The 15,579-nt window shown below is 71.7% G+C and carries 10 protein-coding genes; 6 read left to right on the top strand and 4 right to left on the bottom strand.

The window, feature by feature from the left end; genetic code table 11:
* The first annotated feature begins 349 nt into the window (after positions 1 to 349).
* The 4 genes from DLJ49_RS14945 (at position 350) to DLJ49_RS14930 (ending at position 7,211) form a co-directional block, all read left to right on the top strand.
* Entirely contained in the window at positions 350 to 2,275 is a 1,926-nt protein-coding gene (locus DLJ49_RS14945; protein WP_115394359.1) for a glycoside hydrolase family 15 protein, read from the top strand.
* A gap of 210 nt (positions 2,276 to 2,485) precedes the next feature.
* A complete protein-coding gene (locus DLJ49_RS14940; protein WP_115394358.1) occupies positions 2,486 to 2,776 on the top strand; it encodes a hypothetical protein in 291 nt (96 codons plus the stop codon).
* A gap of 459 nt (positions 2,777 to 3,235) precedes the next feature.
* Complete coding sequence (locus DLJ49_RS14935; RefSeq protein ID WP_199533383.1) at positions 3,236 to 5,941, top strand: AMP-binding protein; 2,706 nt, start codon at positions 3,236 to 3,238, stop codon at positions 5,939 to 5,941.
* Positions 5,928 to 7,211, top strand: a complete 1,284-nt coding sequence (locus DLJ49_RS14930) for an MFS transporter (RefSeq protein ID WP_199533382.1) — start codon at positions 5,928 to 5,930, stop codon at positions 7,209 to 7,211. Before DLJ49_RS14935 ends, DLJ49_RS14930 begins: the two co-directional genes overlap by 14 nt.
* A 10-nt stretch (positions 7,212 to 7,221) precedes the next feature.
* Here the strand turns inward: DLJ49_RS14930 and DLJ49_RS14925 are convergent, their stop codons facing one another.
* On the bottom strand, positions 7,222 to 8,109 hold the full coding sequence (locus tag DLJ49_RS14925; protein ID WP_115394356.1) for a complex I NDUFA9 subunit family protein: 888 nt from the start codon (positions 8,107 to 8,109) through the stop codon (positions 7,222 to 7,224).
* Between the two features lie 551 nt (positions 8,110 to 8,660).
* Between DLJ49_RS14925 and DLJ49_RS14920 the strand changes: the two genes are divergently transcribed.
* Both DLJ49_RS14920 and DLJ49_RS22890 read left to right on the top strand, forming a co-directional pair.
* Positions 8,661 to 10,040 carry an MBL fold metallo-hydrolase gene (locus DLJ49_RS14920; protein ID WP_115394355.1) on the top strand — a complete coding sequence of 460 codons (1,380 nt, stop codon included), beginning with the start codon at positions 8,661 to 8,663 and terminating at the stop codon, positions 10,038 to 10,040.
* Positions 10,041 to 10,306: 266 nt separating this feature from the next.
* Positions 10,307 to 10,687, top strand: coding sequence for a TRAP transporter large permease subunit (locus tag DLJ49_RS22890; RefSeq protein ID WP_115394354.1), 381 nt, complete (start codon positions 10,307 to 10,309; stop codon positions 10,685 to 10,687).
* Positions 10,688 to 10,884: 197 nt separating this feature from the next.
* On the opposite strand, the gene DLJ49_RS14910 is transcribed toward DLJ49_RS22890, so the two are convergent.
* From DLJ49_RS14910 to DLJ49_RS14900, 3 genes are all read right to left on the bottom strand, one after another.
* Positions 10,885 to 12,921, bottom strand: a complete 2,037-nt coding sequence (locus DLJ49_RS14910) for an NADH:flavin oxidoreductase (protein WP_115394353.1) — start codon at positions 12,919 to 12,921, stop codon at positions 10,885 to 10,887.
* 69 nt (positions 12,922 to 12,990) lie between these two features.
* Entirely contained in the window at positions 12,991 to 14,010 is a 1,020-nt protein-coding gene (locus tag DLJ49_RS14905) for an FAD-binding oxidoreductase (RefSeq protein ID WP_115394426.1), read from the bottom strand.
* A gap of 70 nt (positions 14,011 to 14,080) precedes the next feature.
* Positions 14,081 to 15,322, bottom strand: coding sequence for an aromatic ring-hydroxylating oxygenase subunit alpha (locus DLJ49_RS14900; RefSeq protein ID WP_115394352.1), 1,242 nt, complete (start codon positions 15,320 to 15,322; stop codon positions 14,081 to 14,083).
* Between the last annotated feature and the right edge of the window lie 257 nt (positions 15,323 to 15,579).

The raw sequence follows: 15,579 nt of genomic DNA, 5'->3' as shown, positions 1-15,579 counted from the left end.
GGTCGGCCACAGGCCCGCATGCGGTCGTTACCCAGCCGCTCGCGATCCACTCCGGCCGGCGGCCGAGAGCACGCGCGCCGGCCGGTGACGGGCCGCCCGCCAGCGTCACCACCGGCGTGCCCCGGCACAGCGCATGGCAGGTCGCGGCGGCGCCAGCGCAGGCCGGCGGATCGAGGGCGCGCATCGCCTGCGCGAACGGCTGCGGGCCCCTCGGAAACCAGCCGGTCGGGCGCGATCGCCGCGTCAAACCGGCGGCCGGCCTCGCCCGATCTTGTGAACTCGGCCCGGCTTTCCGGAAGGCTCCTCGGTGTGAGAGGACTCGCAGAGCGATGAGAGCAAGGGGGCACATGTGACCGACGCCAGACGACAGCCCCCGATCGAGGATTACGCGCTGATCGGCGATTGCCACGGCGCCGCGCTCGTCTCGAGCGCGGGCAGCATCGACTGGGCCACCCCGCTGCGCTTCGACAGCGACCCGGTATTCTTCCGTCTGCTCGACGCCGGAAGCGGCGGCTTCTGGAGTGTGGAGCCGGAAAACACGACCCGGGTCTCGCGCGGATACATCGAGCGGACGAACATCCTTCGCACCCTGTTCGAGACGGAGACCGGCACGCTCGAACTCGTCGACTTCATGCCGGTGGGGCGCAAGCGCGGCGCCGGGGTCCACGATTACGTGACCTTGAGCGCGCCCGGCTGGGTGGTGCGGCGGATGCGCTGCATCTCCGGCCGTGTCAGGCTCACGACCCGCTTCCGGCCCCGCGGCCACGAATTCTCGACGGTCCCGCTGGACATGGAGATCGGCGAGGGTCGGATCGACTGCGAAGGCGGCCTGACGTTGTGGTGCGACGGCGAGGCGCGGCGCGAGGACGACGGCGCCTCCCTCCGGCTCGATCTCGGCGAGGGCGAGACGCGGACCTGCGTGCTGACGAGCGTCGAGCCGCTCTTCGACCCGCGCCAGCAGGCCGAGCGGCTCTATGACGTCACCCATGCCTTCTGGCGGGAATGGACCGAGTATTCGCGCTACCGCGGCCCCTACCAGGATGCCGTGCAGCGCAGCGCCCTGGCGCTGAAGCTGCTGACCTACGCCCCGAGCGGCGCGATCGTGGCGGCGCCGACGACCTCGCTGCCCGAGGACATCGGCGGGGCGCGCAACTGGGACTATCGCTTCTGCTGGATCCGCGACGCCACCTTCGCCCTGTTCGCCCTCTCGGTGCTCGGCTACAGCGCCGAGGCCGCCCGCTTCTCCGACTTCCTCTCCCGGCAATGCCTGCGCGAGGGCTCGACCCTCAGGATCATGTACGGCATCGACGGCGAGCCGTTTCTGCGCGAGCACTGCCACGACCACCTCTCGGGCTACCACGACAGCCGGCCGGTGCGGGTCGGCAACGAGGCGGCAGAACAGCGCCAGCTCGACGTCTTCGGCGAGCTGCTCGACTGGGCGGAGCTGCGCGCCGCACTCGGCTCCCGGCTCAACGCCGACGAGAAGGCGCTCCTGCGCGGGGTCGCCGACCATGTCTGCGAGACATGGCACGTGCCTGACCAGGGCATCTGGGAGATGCGGTGCGCGCCGCGGCACTTCACCCAGGGCAAGGCGATGGCGTATGTCACCCTCGACCGGGCGATTCGCCTCTTTGGCGAGACGCCGCTCTGGCGCGACACGCGCGAGGAAATCCTGCACGAGATGCTGGAGAAGGGTTGCGCCGGCGAGCCGCCATACCTCGCGCAGTCCTACGGGTCGGAGGCGACCGACGCCGCGCTCCTGCAGATCCCGCTGCTGGGCCTGCCGCTCGACAGCGCGCTTCTGGAGCGCACCGTCCGCGCGGTCGAGCGCGATCTGCGCTCGGGCGACCTCGTACACCGCTATCGCGGCGCCGACGGCCTCGACGGCGACGAGGGCGCGTTCTTCATCACCAGCTTCTGGCTCGTCGAGGCGCTGCTTACTACGGGGCGTGCCGACGAGGCGCGCGCGCTCTTCGAGCGGCTCCTGTCGCGCGCCAACGATGTCGGGCTTTACGCCGAGGAGGTCGATCCGCGCACCGGCGCCTTCCTCGGCAATTTCCCGCAGGCCTTCACCCATCTCGCGCTGATCTCGAGCGCCGCGCTGCTGCACCTGCACGATCGCAAGGGGACGAAGGCCCTGAAGGGCACCAACGCCGACCGGGCCAGGCGCATCGCTGGCGCGACCGACGGCCTCAAGGCCCTGATTCACGCGCTGCTCCGCAACCGGCGCGTCCGGCTTCGATCGTCGAAGGCCTCGGTGCTCTCGCTGACCTGAGCGGCCCGCGATCGGGAACGGAGGTATGTACCAGTCGAGCCGGCGCATGATGGCCCACTCGACTGCCTGCACCGCCGTCCGGGGCAGACGCCGCTTGACACCTCGGCCTGGAAGAGCCCGATCGCGCTCTCCGCCGGGGCGTTATCGGACGAGCTACCCACGCTGCCGACGGATGGAGCGACATCCGCGTCTGCGAGCGTTGCGCGCCTCATGGCAATGACGATCCCGGTCGCCTTTCCGGAAGCCGAGGCGACAGGGGCCGAGCGGGCGGCCGAGGCGGCCGCCGCAGAGCTCGACCGCCTCGAGGCGGAGGCGGGGCGGATCGCCCGAAAGCGCAGGGCGGCGCTTGCCGGAACGGCCGGCGACATCGCGCTCGGCGATGGATCCTATGCGCGCCAGCGCCGTGACGAGCTCGCCATCCGGAGGGCCGACCTGGCATCCCGGGCCGAGCTCGCACAGTCGCGTGCGAAGATGGCGACGTGGCCGAAGCGCTCGCCCTAGAGAGCTGAGACGCAGGTTGCCGCAGCACAGCTCTGAGCAAGGGCAAGATGCGCCCGGTAATCCGCCCGTCGGCCCGCGGCGCACATCGGCCCGCGGCGCCCTGAGGAACCTTTCGGCCGCAATCGGTCTGCGGGCGCATAGGCTCGCGGGGCGGCGGGAGCACTTGGCCGAAGGTCCTGTTGACCGCCTGCAGAATGGCAAGGGCATGTGGGCCCCCGGTTCCCGACCGGTCTTGTCGGCCTGGAAAGGCCTGCCGGCGGCCGCGGCGGCGGCCGAGATCGACGTCGGCCTCGCGTTGCGGTCGGGTGGGCGGTGCGAAACCCCGGGGAACGATGCGCGGCCCGTCCGGGTTGCCGTTGAGACAAGTTGACCCCGGGCAGCGGTTGTCCGGCACCATCCGCATGGAGGCTCACCATGCCGTGGGGGCGGCCGATCGGGTCCGCAGCGAAGGCAGAAGGGGTGTCCATCGCACCGAAGGCAGACCAAGACGAGGCGGCGGCGGCACGATTGACGGACGTCGTGGGCGCGCTGGCGGAGCACGGCGAGGCGCCGGCGGTCATCGACTTCGCGGACGGGGGCGACGCATCGCTGACCTATGCCCGCCTCGCGGCCTCGGTCGATCGGTTCGCCGCCGAGCTTCGGGCCGACGACATCGGCCGCGGCGCGCGTGTGGCGATCCTCGCCCGCAACGGAGCCCCCTGGATCTGCGCCTGCCTGGGCGTGGTGCAGGCCGGCGCCGTGCCGGTGCCCGTGGATGCCCGCCTCGACGACGACGCGCTCGCGCATGTGCTGTCGGATGCCGCGCCGCGCGTGATCGTGACCGACGAGGGCAGCCGCGAGCGCGTGGAGCGGTTGGCGCCCGGGGGGGCGGGGCTCCGGCCCCTGCCGCCTGCACGCGCCGAGCCTTGCGACACGGCTTCGCCCCTGCCCGAGGCTGCGGCCGAGGACACGGCGCTGCTGTTCTACACCTCCGGCACGACGGGGCCGCCCAAGGGCGTGCCGCTCTCACATGCCAACGTGATGTTCGAGCTCGCCCGCTTGCGCGAGCTGGGGATCGTCGAGCCGGGCGAGCGGCTGCTCCTGCCGCTGCCGCTGCATCACGTCTATCCATTCGTGGTGGGGATGCTCACGGCGCTCTCCTACGGGATCGCCATCGTTTTCCCGCGCGCGCTGACAGGCCCGGAGATGCAGACGGCTTTGCGCGAGGGGCGGGCCACGGTGATGCTCGGCGTCCCGCGCCTCTTCGAGACGATGCTGGCGGGGATCGACCGCCGCGCCGAAGAGGGCGGGCTGCTCGCCCGCGGCGCGTGGCGCGCCGTCGACGCGGTCTCGACCGGGGCGCGCGCGCGGCTCGGCCTGCCGCTCGGCCGAGTGCTCGCCCGCCCCGTGCGGCGCCGGATCGCGCCCGATCTGCGGCTGCTCGTCTCGGGCGGCGCGGCTCTCGACCCGGGCCTCGCCCGGCGGCTCGACGGCCTCGGCTGGACGGTCGCCACCGGCTACGGGCTGACGGAGACCGCGCCGATGCTCACGATCCTTCCGCCGGGCGACCGGCATTTCGACAGCGCCGGCCGGCCGGTGAAGGGCGTCGATCTGCGCATCGCCGACGACGCGGGCGAAGACGGAGCGGGCGAAAACGGCGCGGGCGGGATCGAGGCGCGGGGGCCGAACGTCTTCGGCGGCTACCTGGGCCTGCCGGAGAAGACGGCGGAGGCGTTCACCGAGGACGGCTGGTACCGCACCGAAGACCGCGGCTACCTCGACGGCGAGGGCTACCTGCACGTGCTCGGCCGCTCGAAGCTCTTTGCCGTGACCGAGGCGGGCGAGAACGTCTCGCTCGAGGAGGTGGAGGCGCTGCATGCCCGCCACCCTGCCATTGCGGAAATCGGCGTCTTCATGCGCGAGGGCCGCCTTTCGGCCGTGGCCGTGCCCGACCGCGCCGCGATCCGCGAGACGGGCGACGACCCGCAGGAGGCCGTGCGGGCCGCGATCCGCGAGGCCGGGCGGGGCCTGCCCGGCTACAAGCGGGTGCAGGATCTCGCTGTGGGCGGCGAGGCGCTCGATCGGACGCAGATGGGCAAGATCCGGCGCGATCGGCTGGAGCAGCGCTTCGACGCCCTGCGCGCGGGGCGTGGCGAGGCCGAGACCGGCCCGATGCCGGCCGAGCAGATGTCGGCAGACGACCGCACCCTCCTGGATGCTCCGGCGGCGGGCGCTGTCTGGGCGCGGCTGGCCGAGCGCTTCGGGGATGTCCGGCTCTCTCCCGACAGCGATCTGCGAACCGATCTCGGCATCGATTCGATGGCCTGGGTCGACCTGACGCTCGACATCCGCGACGCGGCCGGGGTCGAACTGCGCGAGGAACAGACCGCCCGGCTGGAGACGGTGCGCGACCTGCTGGAGGCTGTGCGCGACGCCGAGGACGCCGGGTGCGAGGGGCCGGCCGGCGCCGCCCCCTCCGACGTCACGGAGGCGCCGGAGCGCTTCCTCTCGGAGAACGAGCGGCGCTGGCTGCGCCCCCTGTCGCCGGCAGAACTGGCGCTGGCGCACGGCGCCTACTGGGTCAACCGCGGGCTGATGCGCGCGCTCTTCCGTCTGCGGGTCGAGGGGCTCGAGGATGTGCCGCGGGACGCGCAGGTGGTGATCCTTCCCAATCATGCGAGCTTTCTCGACGGTTTCCTGATCGTCGCCGCGCTGCCCTTCGACATGCTGCGGCAGACGGTGATCGCGGGCTCGGCCGACCTTGCCTTCCGCACCCGCGTGCACCGGGCCGCCATGCGGCTGGCCCGCGCGCTCCCGATCCGCAGCGACCGCGCGGCCTTCTCCAGCCTCGCCCTGCCGCTGGTGAAGCTGCGCGAGGGGGCGAACCTCGTCTGGTTCCCCGAGGGCCGCCGGACGCCCGACGGTCGTCTGCTAAAGGTGCGGCCGGGGATCGGCCTGCTGCTCGACGCCCACCCCGCGACGGCGGTACCGGTGATCCTCGACGGCGCCTTCGAGGCCATGCCGATCGGCCGCGCGCTGCCTCGACCGCGCCGGATCACCGTGCGCTTCGGCCAGCCGGTGCGCGCGGAAGACCTGGCCGAACACGGCGAGGGGGAGCAGCCGCGCGCACGCATCGCCGATGCGATCGGCCGCCGGATGGCCGAGCTCAAGCGTGGCGACGCCTGACGACATGCGGCAGGCGTCGACAGCGGGGGGCCGCGCGGCGCGCTGGGGCTGGGCGCTCTACGACTGGGCGGCCGACGGCTTCTCCGCGGTCATCATCGCCTTCGTCTTCAGCGCATGGTTCACCCGCACGCTCGCCGAAGGCCCCGAAACGGGCACGACGCAATGGGGCGCGGCGCTTGCGGTCGCCGGCGTCGCCGCCGCGCTCTGCGCCCCGCCCGCGGGCGCGGTGGCGGACCGGGTGGGGCCGCTGAAGCCCTGGCTCGCGGCGGCGACCGGGCTGACCGCCGCCGCCACGGCCGCCCTGTGGTTCGTGCAGCCGGGCGCGGGTGCCGTGGCCCTTGCCCTGGTGCTTGTCGGGCTCGGCAGCTTCGGCTCGGAGCTTTCGAAGGTGTTCTACAATGCGATGCTGCCGCGCCTTGCCGGCCCGGGCCGGCGCGGCCGCCTGTCGGGACACGGCTGGGCGCTCGGTTATGCCGGGGGGCTCGCCTGCCTCGCGCTGGTCTTCCTCGCCGTGCTCGGCGGCCGCACCGGCGGCGCGGGCGTCGATGCCGCGATGCGCTGGGTCGGTCCGGTCGTGGCGGGCTGGCTGATCGTCTTCTCCATCCCGCTTTTCCTGCTCGTGCCCGACCGTCAGCCGAGCGGCGCCCGCCCGCGTCGGGCGCTGCGCGACGGGCTCGGCAGCCTGCGTCGCACCCTCGGGCAGATCCGGCGGCACCGCGATCTCCTGCGGTTCCTCGTGGCCCGGCTTGTCTACACCGACGGCACCGGCACCCTCTTCGCCTTCGGCGGTGTCTACGCGGCGGGCACCTTCGGCCTGGAGGTGCGCGAGGTGCTGGCCTTCGGCGTCGCGCTCAACGTGGCGGGCGGCCTCGGGGCGCTCGCCGGCGGCCGGCTCGACGACCGGATCGGGCCGCGACGTACCATTCTGGGCGCGCTCGCCGGCGTCGTCGCCTTCGGAACGCCGCTCCTGTTCGTCGAGGGCGCCGGGCTGCTTTGGGCTTTCGGTCTTCCGCTCGGGCTCTGCCTCGGCCCGATCCAGCCCGCGAGCCGCACGCTGCTGGCCCGGCTCACCCCGGATGGGCTCGAGGCGCAGATGTTCGGCTTCTTCGCCACGTCCGGAAAGATCACCGCCTTCGTCGGCCCCGCGCTGGTCGCCGCGCTCACGGCGCTCTTCGGGACCCAGCGCGCCGGCATGGCGGCGGTCGTGCTCTTCTTCGTCGCCGGCGTGCTCCTGCTGCTGCCCGTCGACGACCGGCGGAGACACGGGTAGCGCAACGCGCCTACGTCCGGCCTGTCATCTCCCGCAACGTCTCGGTCACGCCGCGGGGCACGACGCCAAGCTCCGGCAGACCCGGAAGGCCCGGGTCAACCACCTTGTCGCTCTCCATCAGCGCGATCTGGTGGCGGGTCAGGGGCGCTCCCGGCAGCCGCTCGGACACCCCGGCCAGCGCGCGCCAGACGGCGAACGGAACCGGCACGGCATGCACGCGCGATCCGGCCGCCCGCGCCGCCGCCTCGACGATGGCGCGGTAGCTCCACCGGTCGGCGCCGCCGAATTCCGCGAGGAGCGGCGGGTGCGGATGCGTGGCGAGCCGGGCGAGTCCCTGCGCCGCATCCGCGACGTGAACGGGCTGGAGGCGAACGCTTCCACTGCCGAACAGCGGATGCAGCGATGTCCGGCGCAGGAGCGAAAGGATCGTGCTTAGGAAGCCGTCGCCCGGCCCCATCAGCACCGAGGGCCGGGCGATCGCCGCCTCGGACGCTGCGTCGCGCACCGCGGCCTCGCCGCGGCCGCGCGCCCGGATGTAGGCGTCGCGCGCATGTGGATCGGCGCCGATCCCCGAGACCTGCACGATGCGATCCACCCCGCGCGCCCGGGCCTCTCGCGCCAGCCGCGCCGCGCCCTCGACATGCACGTCCTCGAAGCTGAGCGCGCGGGTTTCGACGTAGAGACTCACGGCGTTGACGACCCCGTCGGCGCCGTCGAGGGTCCGTGCCACGCTGCCGGGATCGAGCAGGTCGGCCCGCACGGCCTCGACCCCGGCCTGCCCCCCGCATTCCGGCGGCCGGCGCGCGGCGACGCGCACATGGTGTCCGTCCGCCGCGAGATGCCTCACGACCTGGCGGCCGAGAAAGCCCGTCCCGCCGAACACCGTCACCCGCGCCATGCGATCCCGCCTGTCACGGCCGGGTCTCCGGCCCCCTTTCCGCAGGAAACGCCGGGTCGTGCGCGGCACGCCGCGCCGTTTCGCCGAGGGCGTGCAAAGGGCCGTGCAGTGCCGGCGCGCCTTGCTGTCATCGCAGAGGGCCGATGCGGCGCTGCCTGGCCTCCGCTCCAGGCCGCGCAACAGGCGGCACATGTCTTGTCGATCACCATGGCAGGCCCTCTTCGATCCATCCACGGAAAACCGTGCCGGCCGGGGAGGGTTCCGGCCCTGCGCCGCTGTCTGCCGGCGGTCTGCCGGGTCCGCTTCAGCGAGGTCATCCCCCTCGATGCCGGACGGGTGCCGAACGAGACGCAGCATGCCACGCGCCCTGACGTGTCGGCGGCCGGCGGGCGCAGCTCCTGCGCCGACCTGTCCGTTCCGACCGCCGAGGACTCGACGCCGCGGACCGCGACCTGTTCTGTTACGCCGAGACCTCCGACACGATATCGGGGGATATCGAGCGGAGGCACGCCCGCGCCGGGCAGCCGCCGCCACGCCGATGGAGGGGCGTCATGCATATCGAGTTTCACGGCGCGGCGGGGGGCGTGACTGGCTCGTGCCACCTCGTCGAGGCAGGTGGTCGGCGCATCCTCGTGGATTGCGGGATGTTCCAGGGCGGGCGCGAACTGCACGAAGAGAACGCAGCAGATTTCGGCTTCGACCCCGCGCATATCGACGTCATGCTGCTCACCCACGCCCATCTCGACCATTGCGGGCGCATTCCGCTGCTCGTGAAGCGCGGCTTCCGGGGCGAGATCGTCTCTACCGCCGCCACGCGCGACCTGACGCGCCTGATATTGCTCGACAGCGCGCACCTGCATGAAGAGGAGGCACGCCGCCGCCGCCATCACGGCGCCGAGGGCGAGGCCCGGTCGCCCCTCTACGACACGATCGACGCGCTCGACGCGATGGAGCTGTTCGGGCGTGCCGCCGCCTACGGGCAGACTGTCGATCTCGGCCACGGCGCGCGGGCGACCTTCCACGACGCCGGCCACATCCTCGGCTCGGCCAGCATCCTGCTGGAGGTGACGGAGGACGGACGCACCCGCCGCATCCTGTTCTCGGGCGATATCGGCCCGGTCGAGCGTCCGCTGCTGAACCCGCCCCACCCGCCGGCGGGAGCGGATGTCGTGGTGATGGAGAGCACCTACGGCGACCGCGACCACCGCGACCTGAAGAGTTCGGTCGACGAGTTCCACGCCGCCATCCGGGCCGCCGACGCGCGGGGCGGCAACGTCATCATCCCCACCTTCGCCCTCGAGCGGGCGCAGGAGCTGCTCTTTTCCCTGCGCGAGGGGGTGCAGTCCGGCGCGCTCCCGAAGGGGCTGAGTATCTTCCTCGACTCGCCCATGGCGATCACGGCCACGCGCATCTTCGGCCGGCACCCCGACGCGATGAAGCCCGAGATCGCCGCGATGATCCGCGGCGGAACCGACCCGTTCCACCTGCCCGACCTGCACATGACGCGCGATGCCTCCGAGTCGATGGCGCTCAACCGCATCCGCGCGGGCGCGGTCATCATGGCCGGGTCGGGGATGTGCACGGGCGGCCGCGTCCGCCACCACCTGCGCCATAACCTCGCGCATCGCGACTGCTCGGTGATCTTCGTGGGCTTCGCCGCCAAGGGGACGCTGGCGCGGATCATCGTCGACGGCGCCACGAGCGTGAAGCTCTTCGGCGATCAGATCCCCGTGCGGGCCCACATTCACACGATCAACGGCTTCTCCGCCCATGCCGGCCAGAGCGACCTCGTCGACTGGCACCGCCGTACGGGAAAGCCCGAGATCACCTTTCTCGTCCACGGCGAGGACGGCCCGCGCGAGACGCTGGCGCGGCACCTGTCAGGCACGCGCACGGTACGGCCCGACCTGCATGAACGCCACGAACTCTGATGGAACGCCTTCTCGAGATCCTCGACCGCGGCCACGGCAACGTCATCGGCACCCGGCCCACCCGCAAGCTGCACGACGCCGACACCGACTCCGGGGGGGACAGGCGGGCGGCATGGGACGCCGCCGCCTTCCGGTCTGCCGATGCCGGCGATTTCGCCCCCTCGCGCTCGTCGCCGCGCCGGACTGGTGGGGTGGCGCGTGCGCGCGAACGCCCTCCCGATGAAGGGCGAGGTCCGCCTGTTCCCCGCCGACGCGACCGATGACGCCTGGGACCGGGTGAAGGACAGCCCTGCACAGCGAGCCGTGGTCGAAGCCGAGCGACTGCGTCGCCCTTCCTGCTCCTGGCGACCCTGCTGCTCTTCGTGGTCGGACTGTTCATGGAAACGTTCGCAGCGGTCATCATTCACGGCCCGGTGCGCGCGCCCGTCGCGCTGGCGCTCGGGATCGATCTGCGCAGCTCTCGGGAAAGCAGACCGACGAGCAGCCCGCCGCGATCCGCGGGGCGGCTCCGCGGGCGCGCGTCGCGGGCATCGAGGCACACGACGCGGCGACCGAGGCCGGGCTGGAGACGATGGCCGAGCCGGGCACCACCATCCACGAGCCGGATCTGGGGCCCCGTTGATCGCGACCCCGGCATGAACTCCTGAAAAGCCCGGGCCTCTCCGAAGGCCGGCCCTCCTGCACATGCCCCCGTGCGATACCGAATCCCGGTCTCCGGGCGGAGAGGGTGGGCCAGACCCACTTCTTCAAGAGGTGCATGCATCTGGCCCTGTCTTCGCGAGGCCGGGGTGCTCCTTCTTTCCATTGCATGACCGTGCAGCCGTCGGTGAGCGCGTGCCCCGTATCATGCCGACTTCACGAGGCGCAGCGCGTCGTAGATCGCGGCGTGGGTATTGCGGGCCGCCACCGCGTCACCGATGCGGAAGAGCTGGTAGGCGCCCGCGGGGTTCCGCACGACGGACTGGGGGCGGCCGTCGATCAGCGCCCCGTGGTCTACCTCGCCACGGTTGATGGCGCCCTCCCGCAACTCGAAGTAGAGCTCGTCGAGCGGCCGGGTGCCGGCGTTGACCACCACCTGGTCGACGCGGCGCTCGCGGCGAACCCCGCCGTAATCGCTGCCCAGCACGGCGACGAGTTCGTTTCCGTCGCGCCGTACGGCGTCGAGCGTCCATGTCACGGTGAAGGTCACGTCGCGCCCCTGCAGCTCGCGCAGGGCGGGCGTCAGCGACATGCCCATAACCTCGGGCGCGAAGGCGCGGTCGCGCGTCACGATCTCGACCGCCGCCCCGGTCGCGGCGATCGCCTCGGCGGCCTGAAGCGCGGGGTAGTCGCCGGCGTCGTCGTAGATCAGGACATTGGCGCCGGGGCGCGCGTCGCCCGACAGGATATCCCACGCCGACACGACGAGATCGGCGCCCTCGGACACAACCTCGGTGTGGGGCAGGCCGCCGGTGGCGACGATCACGACGTCTGGCGCCTCGGCCAGCACCGTCTCGGCATCGGCATAGCTGTTGAAGCGGAAGGTCACGCCCATCCGCTCGCACTCGGCCACGCGCCACTGGATGAGCTGCATCATCTCGGCCCGGCGGGGCGTCTGCGCGGTCAGGCGCACCTGCCCGCCGGGGTCGTTGGCGGCTTCGTGCACGATCACCTCGTGCCCGCGCTCGGCCGCCACGCGCGCCGCCTCGAGGCCCGCCGGCCCGGCGCCGACGACGACCACGCGGCGCCGCGCCTCGGCCCGCGACACGAGATGCGGCTCGGTCTGCTCGCGCCCCGTGGCCGGGTTGTGCAGGCAGAGCGCCATGCCGCCCATGTAGATGCGGTCGAGGCAGTAGTTGGCACCGACACAGGGGCGGATGCGCTCTTCCTCGCCGCGCAGGATCTTGGCCATGATGTGGGGGTCGGCGATGTGGGCGCGCGTCATCCCCACCATGTCGAGCTTGCCGCTGGCGATGGCGTGGCGCGCGGTCGCCACGTCCTGGATCTTGGCGGCGTGGAAGGTGGGGAACCGCGTCGCCGCCCGGATCTCGCCCGCGAAGTCGAGATGCGGGTTCGACCGCATCCCCTGCACCGGGATCACGTCGGTCAGGGCCGCGTCGGTCTCGATATGGCCCCGGATCACGTTGAGAAAGTCGACGAGGCCGCTGTCCTTCAGCCGCCGCGTGATCTCGATGCCCTCTTCCCTGCCGATGCCGCCCGGCATGGCCTCGTCGGCGGTATAGCGGATGCCGACGATGAAATCGGGGCCGACCCGCTCGCGCACGGCGCGCAGCACGTCCATCGACAGGCGCATCCGGTTCTCGAGGCTGCCGCCGTGGGCGCCCTCCATCTCGTTGGTCGCCGGCGACCAGAACTGGTCGAGCAGATGCCCGTAGGCCTGCAGCTCGATCCCGTCGAGGCCGGCCGCCTGCATGCGCTCGGCGGCGTCGGCGTAGTCGGCGACGATGCGCTCGATGTCCCAGTCCTCGGCCTTCTTGGGAAAGGCGCGGTGCGCCGGCTCGCGCTGGTGCGAGGCCGAGATGGTGGGCAGCCAGTCGGCCTTGTCCCACCGCGTGCGGCGGCCGAGATGGGTGAGCTGGATCATCACCGCGCAGCCGTGGTCGTGGCACTCGTCGGCGAGCCTGCGCAGCCAGCCCACCACCTCGTCCTTCCAGACGATGACGTTGTTGAAGACCGGCGGGCTGTCGCGCGAAACCGAGGCCGAGCCGGCCGTCATCGTCAGGGCCACGCCGGCGCGCGCCCGCTCGACGTGGTAGGCGCGGTAGCGGTCCTTCGGCATCCCGTCTTCGGGATAGGCGGGCTCGTGCGCGGTAATCATCACGCGGTTCTTCAGCCGCAGGTGCTTGAGATCGTAGGGCTGGAGCAGCGGATCGCTCGACATGGGGTCTCCGGGCGTCGGGTGGGGTTGCCTCGCGAGGACATGGAGGGGCGGGCGGCGGCGCCCCCCCCTTTAGGCGTCGATCTCGATCGCGCCGATGGGCTTGGAGCAGCAGGCCAGGATGTAGCCGTCCTCGACGTCGTCGTCCGAGATGCCGCCGTTATGGACCATGTGCACCTCCCCCGCGGTCTTCTTCACCTTGCAGGTGCCGCAGACGCCGAAGGTGCAGCCCGAAGGGATGACGATCCCCGCGCCCCGCGCCACCGCGAGCACGGTGTCGGTCTCGCTGCACTCGGCGGTCACCCCGGACCGGGCGAAGCCGACGCTCGCCGCCGCGCTCTCGTCGGGCACGAGGTCGTCGAGGTCGGGCAGTTGCGCCTCTGTCTTGACCGGGGCGGCGAAGCTCTCCTGGTGGTAGCCCTCCATGTCGTAGCCGAGCGCGATCAGCATCTCGCGCACCGCGTCCATGAAGGGCTCCGGCCCGCAGCAATACACCTCGCGCTCGAGGTAGTCGCCCGCGATCAGGCCGATCATCAGCTGGTTGAGCTGCCCGCGCAGGCCGGTCCAGACGCGGTAGGGGTCGTCTTCCTCGACGATGAAGAACAGCTTGAGCGACGGCACGCGGCTCGCCATCTGCTCCAGCCGCTGGCGGGCGATGATGTCCTGCGGGCGGCGGGCGCAGTTGACGAACACCACGTCGATATCGGTGCCGCGATCGTAGAGATAGGTCGTCATCGACAGCGACGGCGTGATGCCCGACCCGGCGGAGATGAAGAGATACTTCTTCTTCTCCCGCCGCGGCAGGGTGAAGATGCCCGCCGGGCCGGTGGCCTTGATCCGCATGCCCGGCTTCAGGTGGTCGAGCATCCAGCGCGTGCCCACGCTGCCCGGCTGCGCCTTGACCGTGACCGACAGCGTCAGCGGCCGCGAGGGCGACGACGAGATCGTGTAGGTCTTCCACACGGTGCCGCCGGGCACCGGCAGCTCGAGCGTGAGGAACTGCCCCGGCTCGTAGCGGAACTGCGCGCCCGAAGGGGAAACGAAGCTGAACGTCGCCACGTTCGGCGCCTCGGGCACCACGGCACAGCACATCAGCGGCTCGGCGTCTGTCCAGATGCCGGCGTCGGCCGAGGCGGTCAGATCGGCATGCAGGCCCACGCGCTCACTCCGCCGCGATGGTGGCCGGCCCGCCGGTGATGGCGCGGATCAGCGTGGTTGCGTACCAGTCGACGAACTGGATGTTGCCGCCCTCGTGGGTGGGCGAATAGGGCCCCGGCTCGTAGGCCGGCGAGAGGATGCCGCGCTGGTTGTTCTCGACCACCTCGCGATCCTCGTCGTTGGTGGCCAGCCACACCTCGGTCAGCCGCGTGAGGTCGTAGTCGACGCCCTCGACCGCGTCCTTGTGCACGAGCCACTTGGTCGACACCTCCGTCTCCATCGGGCCGATCGGAGTGACACGGAAGACGATGGCGTGGTCGGACAGGAAATGGTTCCAGCAGCCCGGATAGCTGAACTTCAACAGCGATCCCGCGTCGCGGAAGGGGATCGACGAGTTGGGCCTCGTCACCGCCACCTTGCCGTCCATCGTGTAGCTCTCGCCCTTGTCGAGGAGCGGCGTGCGCACGAAGCGCCAGTCGCCCCGCGCCGAGATGCGGTAGGCCGAGGGCGCGCCCGCCGCCTCGCACCGGGCCACGTGGGCCGCCGCAATGTCGGACAGCTCGCCCGAGTTGTCGGAGCCGATGTAGCGCGGGTCTTCGGGGAAGGTGCGGCAGAGCGAGGGGTGGTTGCCCGCGCAATGGTAGCACTCGCGGTTGTTCTCCCACACGAGCTTCCAGTTGCCGTGCTCGACGATGGTGCTCTCGTGGGCGACCTTCGAGTTCGCCAGGTCGTGGGGCGCCAGGTAGTGCGCGGCTTCCGAGGCGAACTCGTCGATCGGCGGGGCAGCCTCGGCGAGGCAGATGTAGACGAGACCCGAGACATCGCGGCAATGCACCGGTTTCAACCCGTGCTGCGCGGGGTCGAAGCCCGGCCCCATGTCGCGCGCCCACAGAAGCCGCCCGTCGAGCTCGTAGGTCCACTGGTGGTAGGGGCAGACGAGCCTCGGGTTCGACCCCTTCTTCGCCCTGCACAAGACCGAGCCGCGGTGACGACAGGTGTTGTGGAAGGCGCGGATCTCGCCGTCGCTCCCGCGCACGATCACCACCGAGTAGGCGCCCACCTCGTGCACCACGTAGTTGCCTGGCCTGGGGATCTCGCAGGCGGGGATCGCGAACAGCCACTCGCGGTACCAGATCCGCTCTAGGTCGACGCGGAACACGCCCGCGTCGCAGTAAAGCGCCTGCTGCAGCGACCAGCCGGGCGTGCGGCGCATCAAGGTGGACAGGACGTCGGACTCGCTCAGCATCGGTATCTCCTGACCGGCGCTCCGGCGCGCATCCGGTCGGCATGACGGTTCTGCAAGGCGGGCACGCAGGTGTGCGGCCACGTGATTCTGCGGTGCGGAATCGCATGCCGCGCGCATGGCGAGCCGAAAGTTTGCGACCTGCGGCAACGAGTTTGCGACGAGCCCGACGGGCATCAGGCGCGCGGCCACCCCCACCGCGCACCCCGCGGCTGCCGGTGCGCCGTTTCCCTGGTCGCTTCAATGGCTCCGCCTGAGCG

Source organism: Rhodovulum sp. 12E13, from assembly GCF_003340565.1.
Lineage (GTDB): Bacteria > Pseudomonadota > Alphaproteobacteria > Rhodobacterales > Rhodobacteraceae > HLUCCA09.
This window is presented reverse-complemented; position numbering and strand designations above follow the sequence as displayed.

Excerpts from the sequence above, each read along its gene's own strand:
- DLJ49_RS14925 (WP_115394356.1), bottom strand. The coding sequence starts at position 8,109 with ATGGCGCGGGTGACGGTGTTCGGCGGGACGGGCTTTCTCGGCCGCCAG.
- DLJ49_RS14900 (WP_115394352.1), bottom strand. The coding sequence starts at position 15,322 with ATGCTGAGCGAGTCCGACGTCCTGTCCACCTTGATGCGCCGCACGCCC.
- DLJ49_RS14905 (WP_115394426.1), bottom strand. The coding sequence starts at position 14,010 with ATGTGCTGTGCCGTGGTGCCCGAGGCGCCGAACGTGGCGACGTTCAGC.
- DLJ49_RS14910 (WP_115394353.1), bottom strand. The coding sequence starts at position 12,921 with ATGTCGAGCGATCCGCTGCTCCAGCCCTACGATCTCAAGCACCTGCGG.
- DLJ49_RS14940 (WP_115394358.1), top strand. The coding sequence starts at position 2,486 with ATGGCAATGACGATCCCGGTCGCCTTTCCGGAAGCCGAGGCGACAGGG.
- DLJ49_RS14920 (WP_115394355.1), top strand. The coding sequence starts at position 8,661 with ATGCATATCGAGTTTCACGGCGCGGCGGGGGGCGTGACTGGCTCGTGC.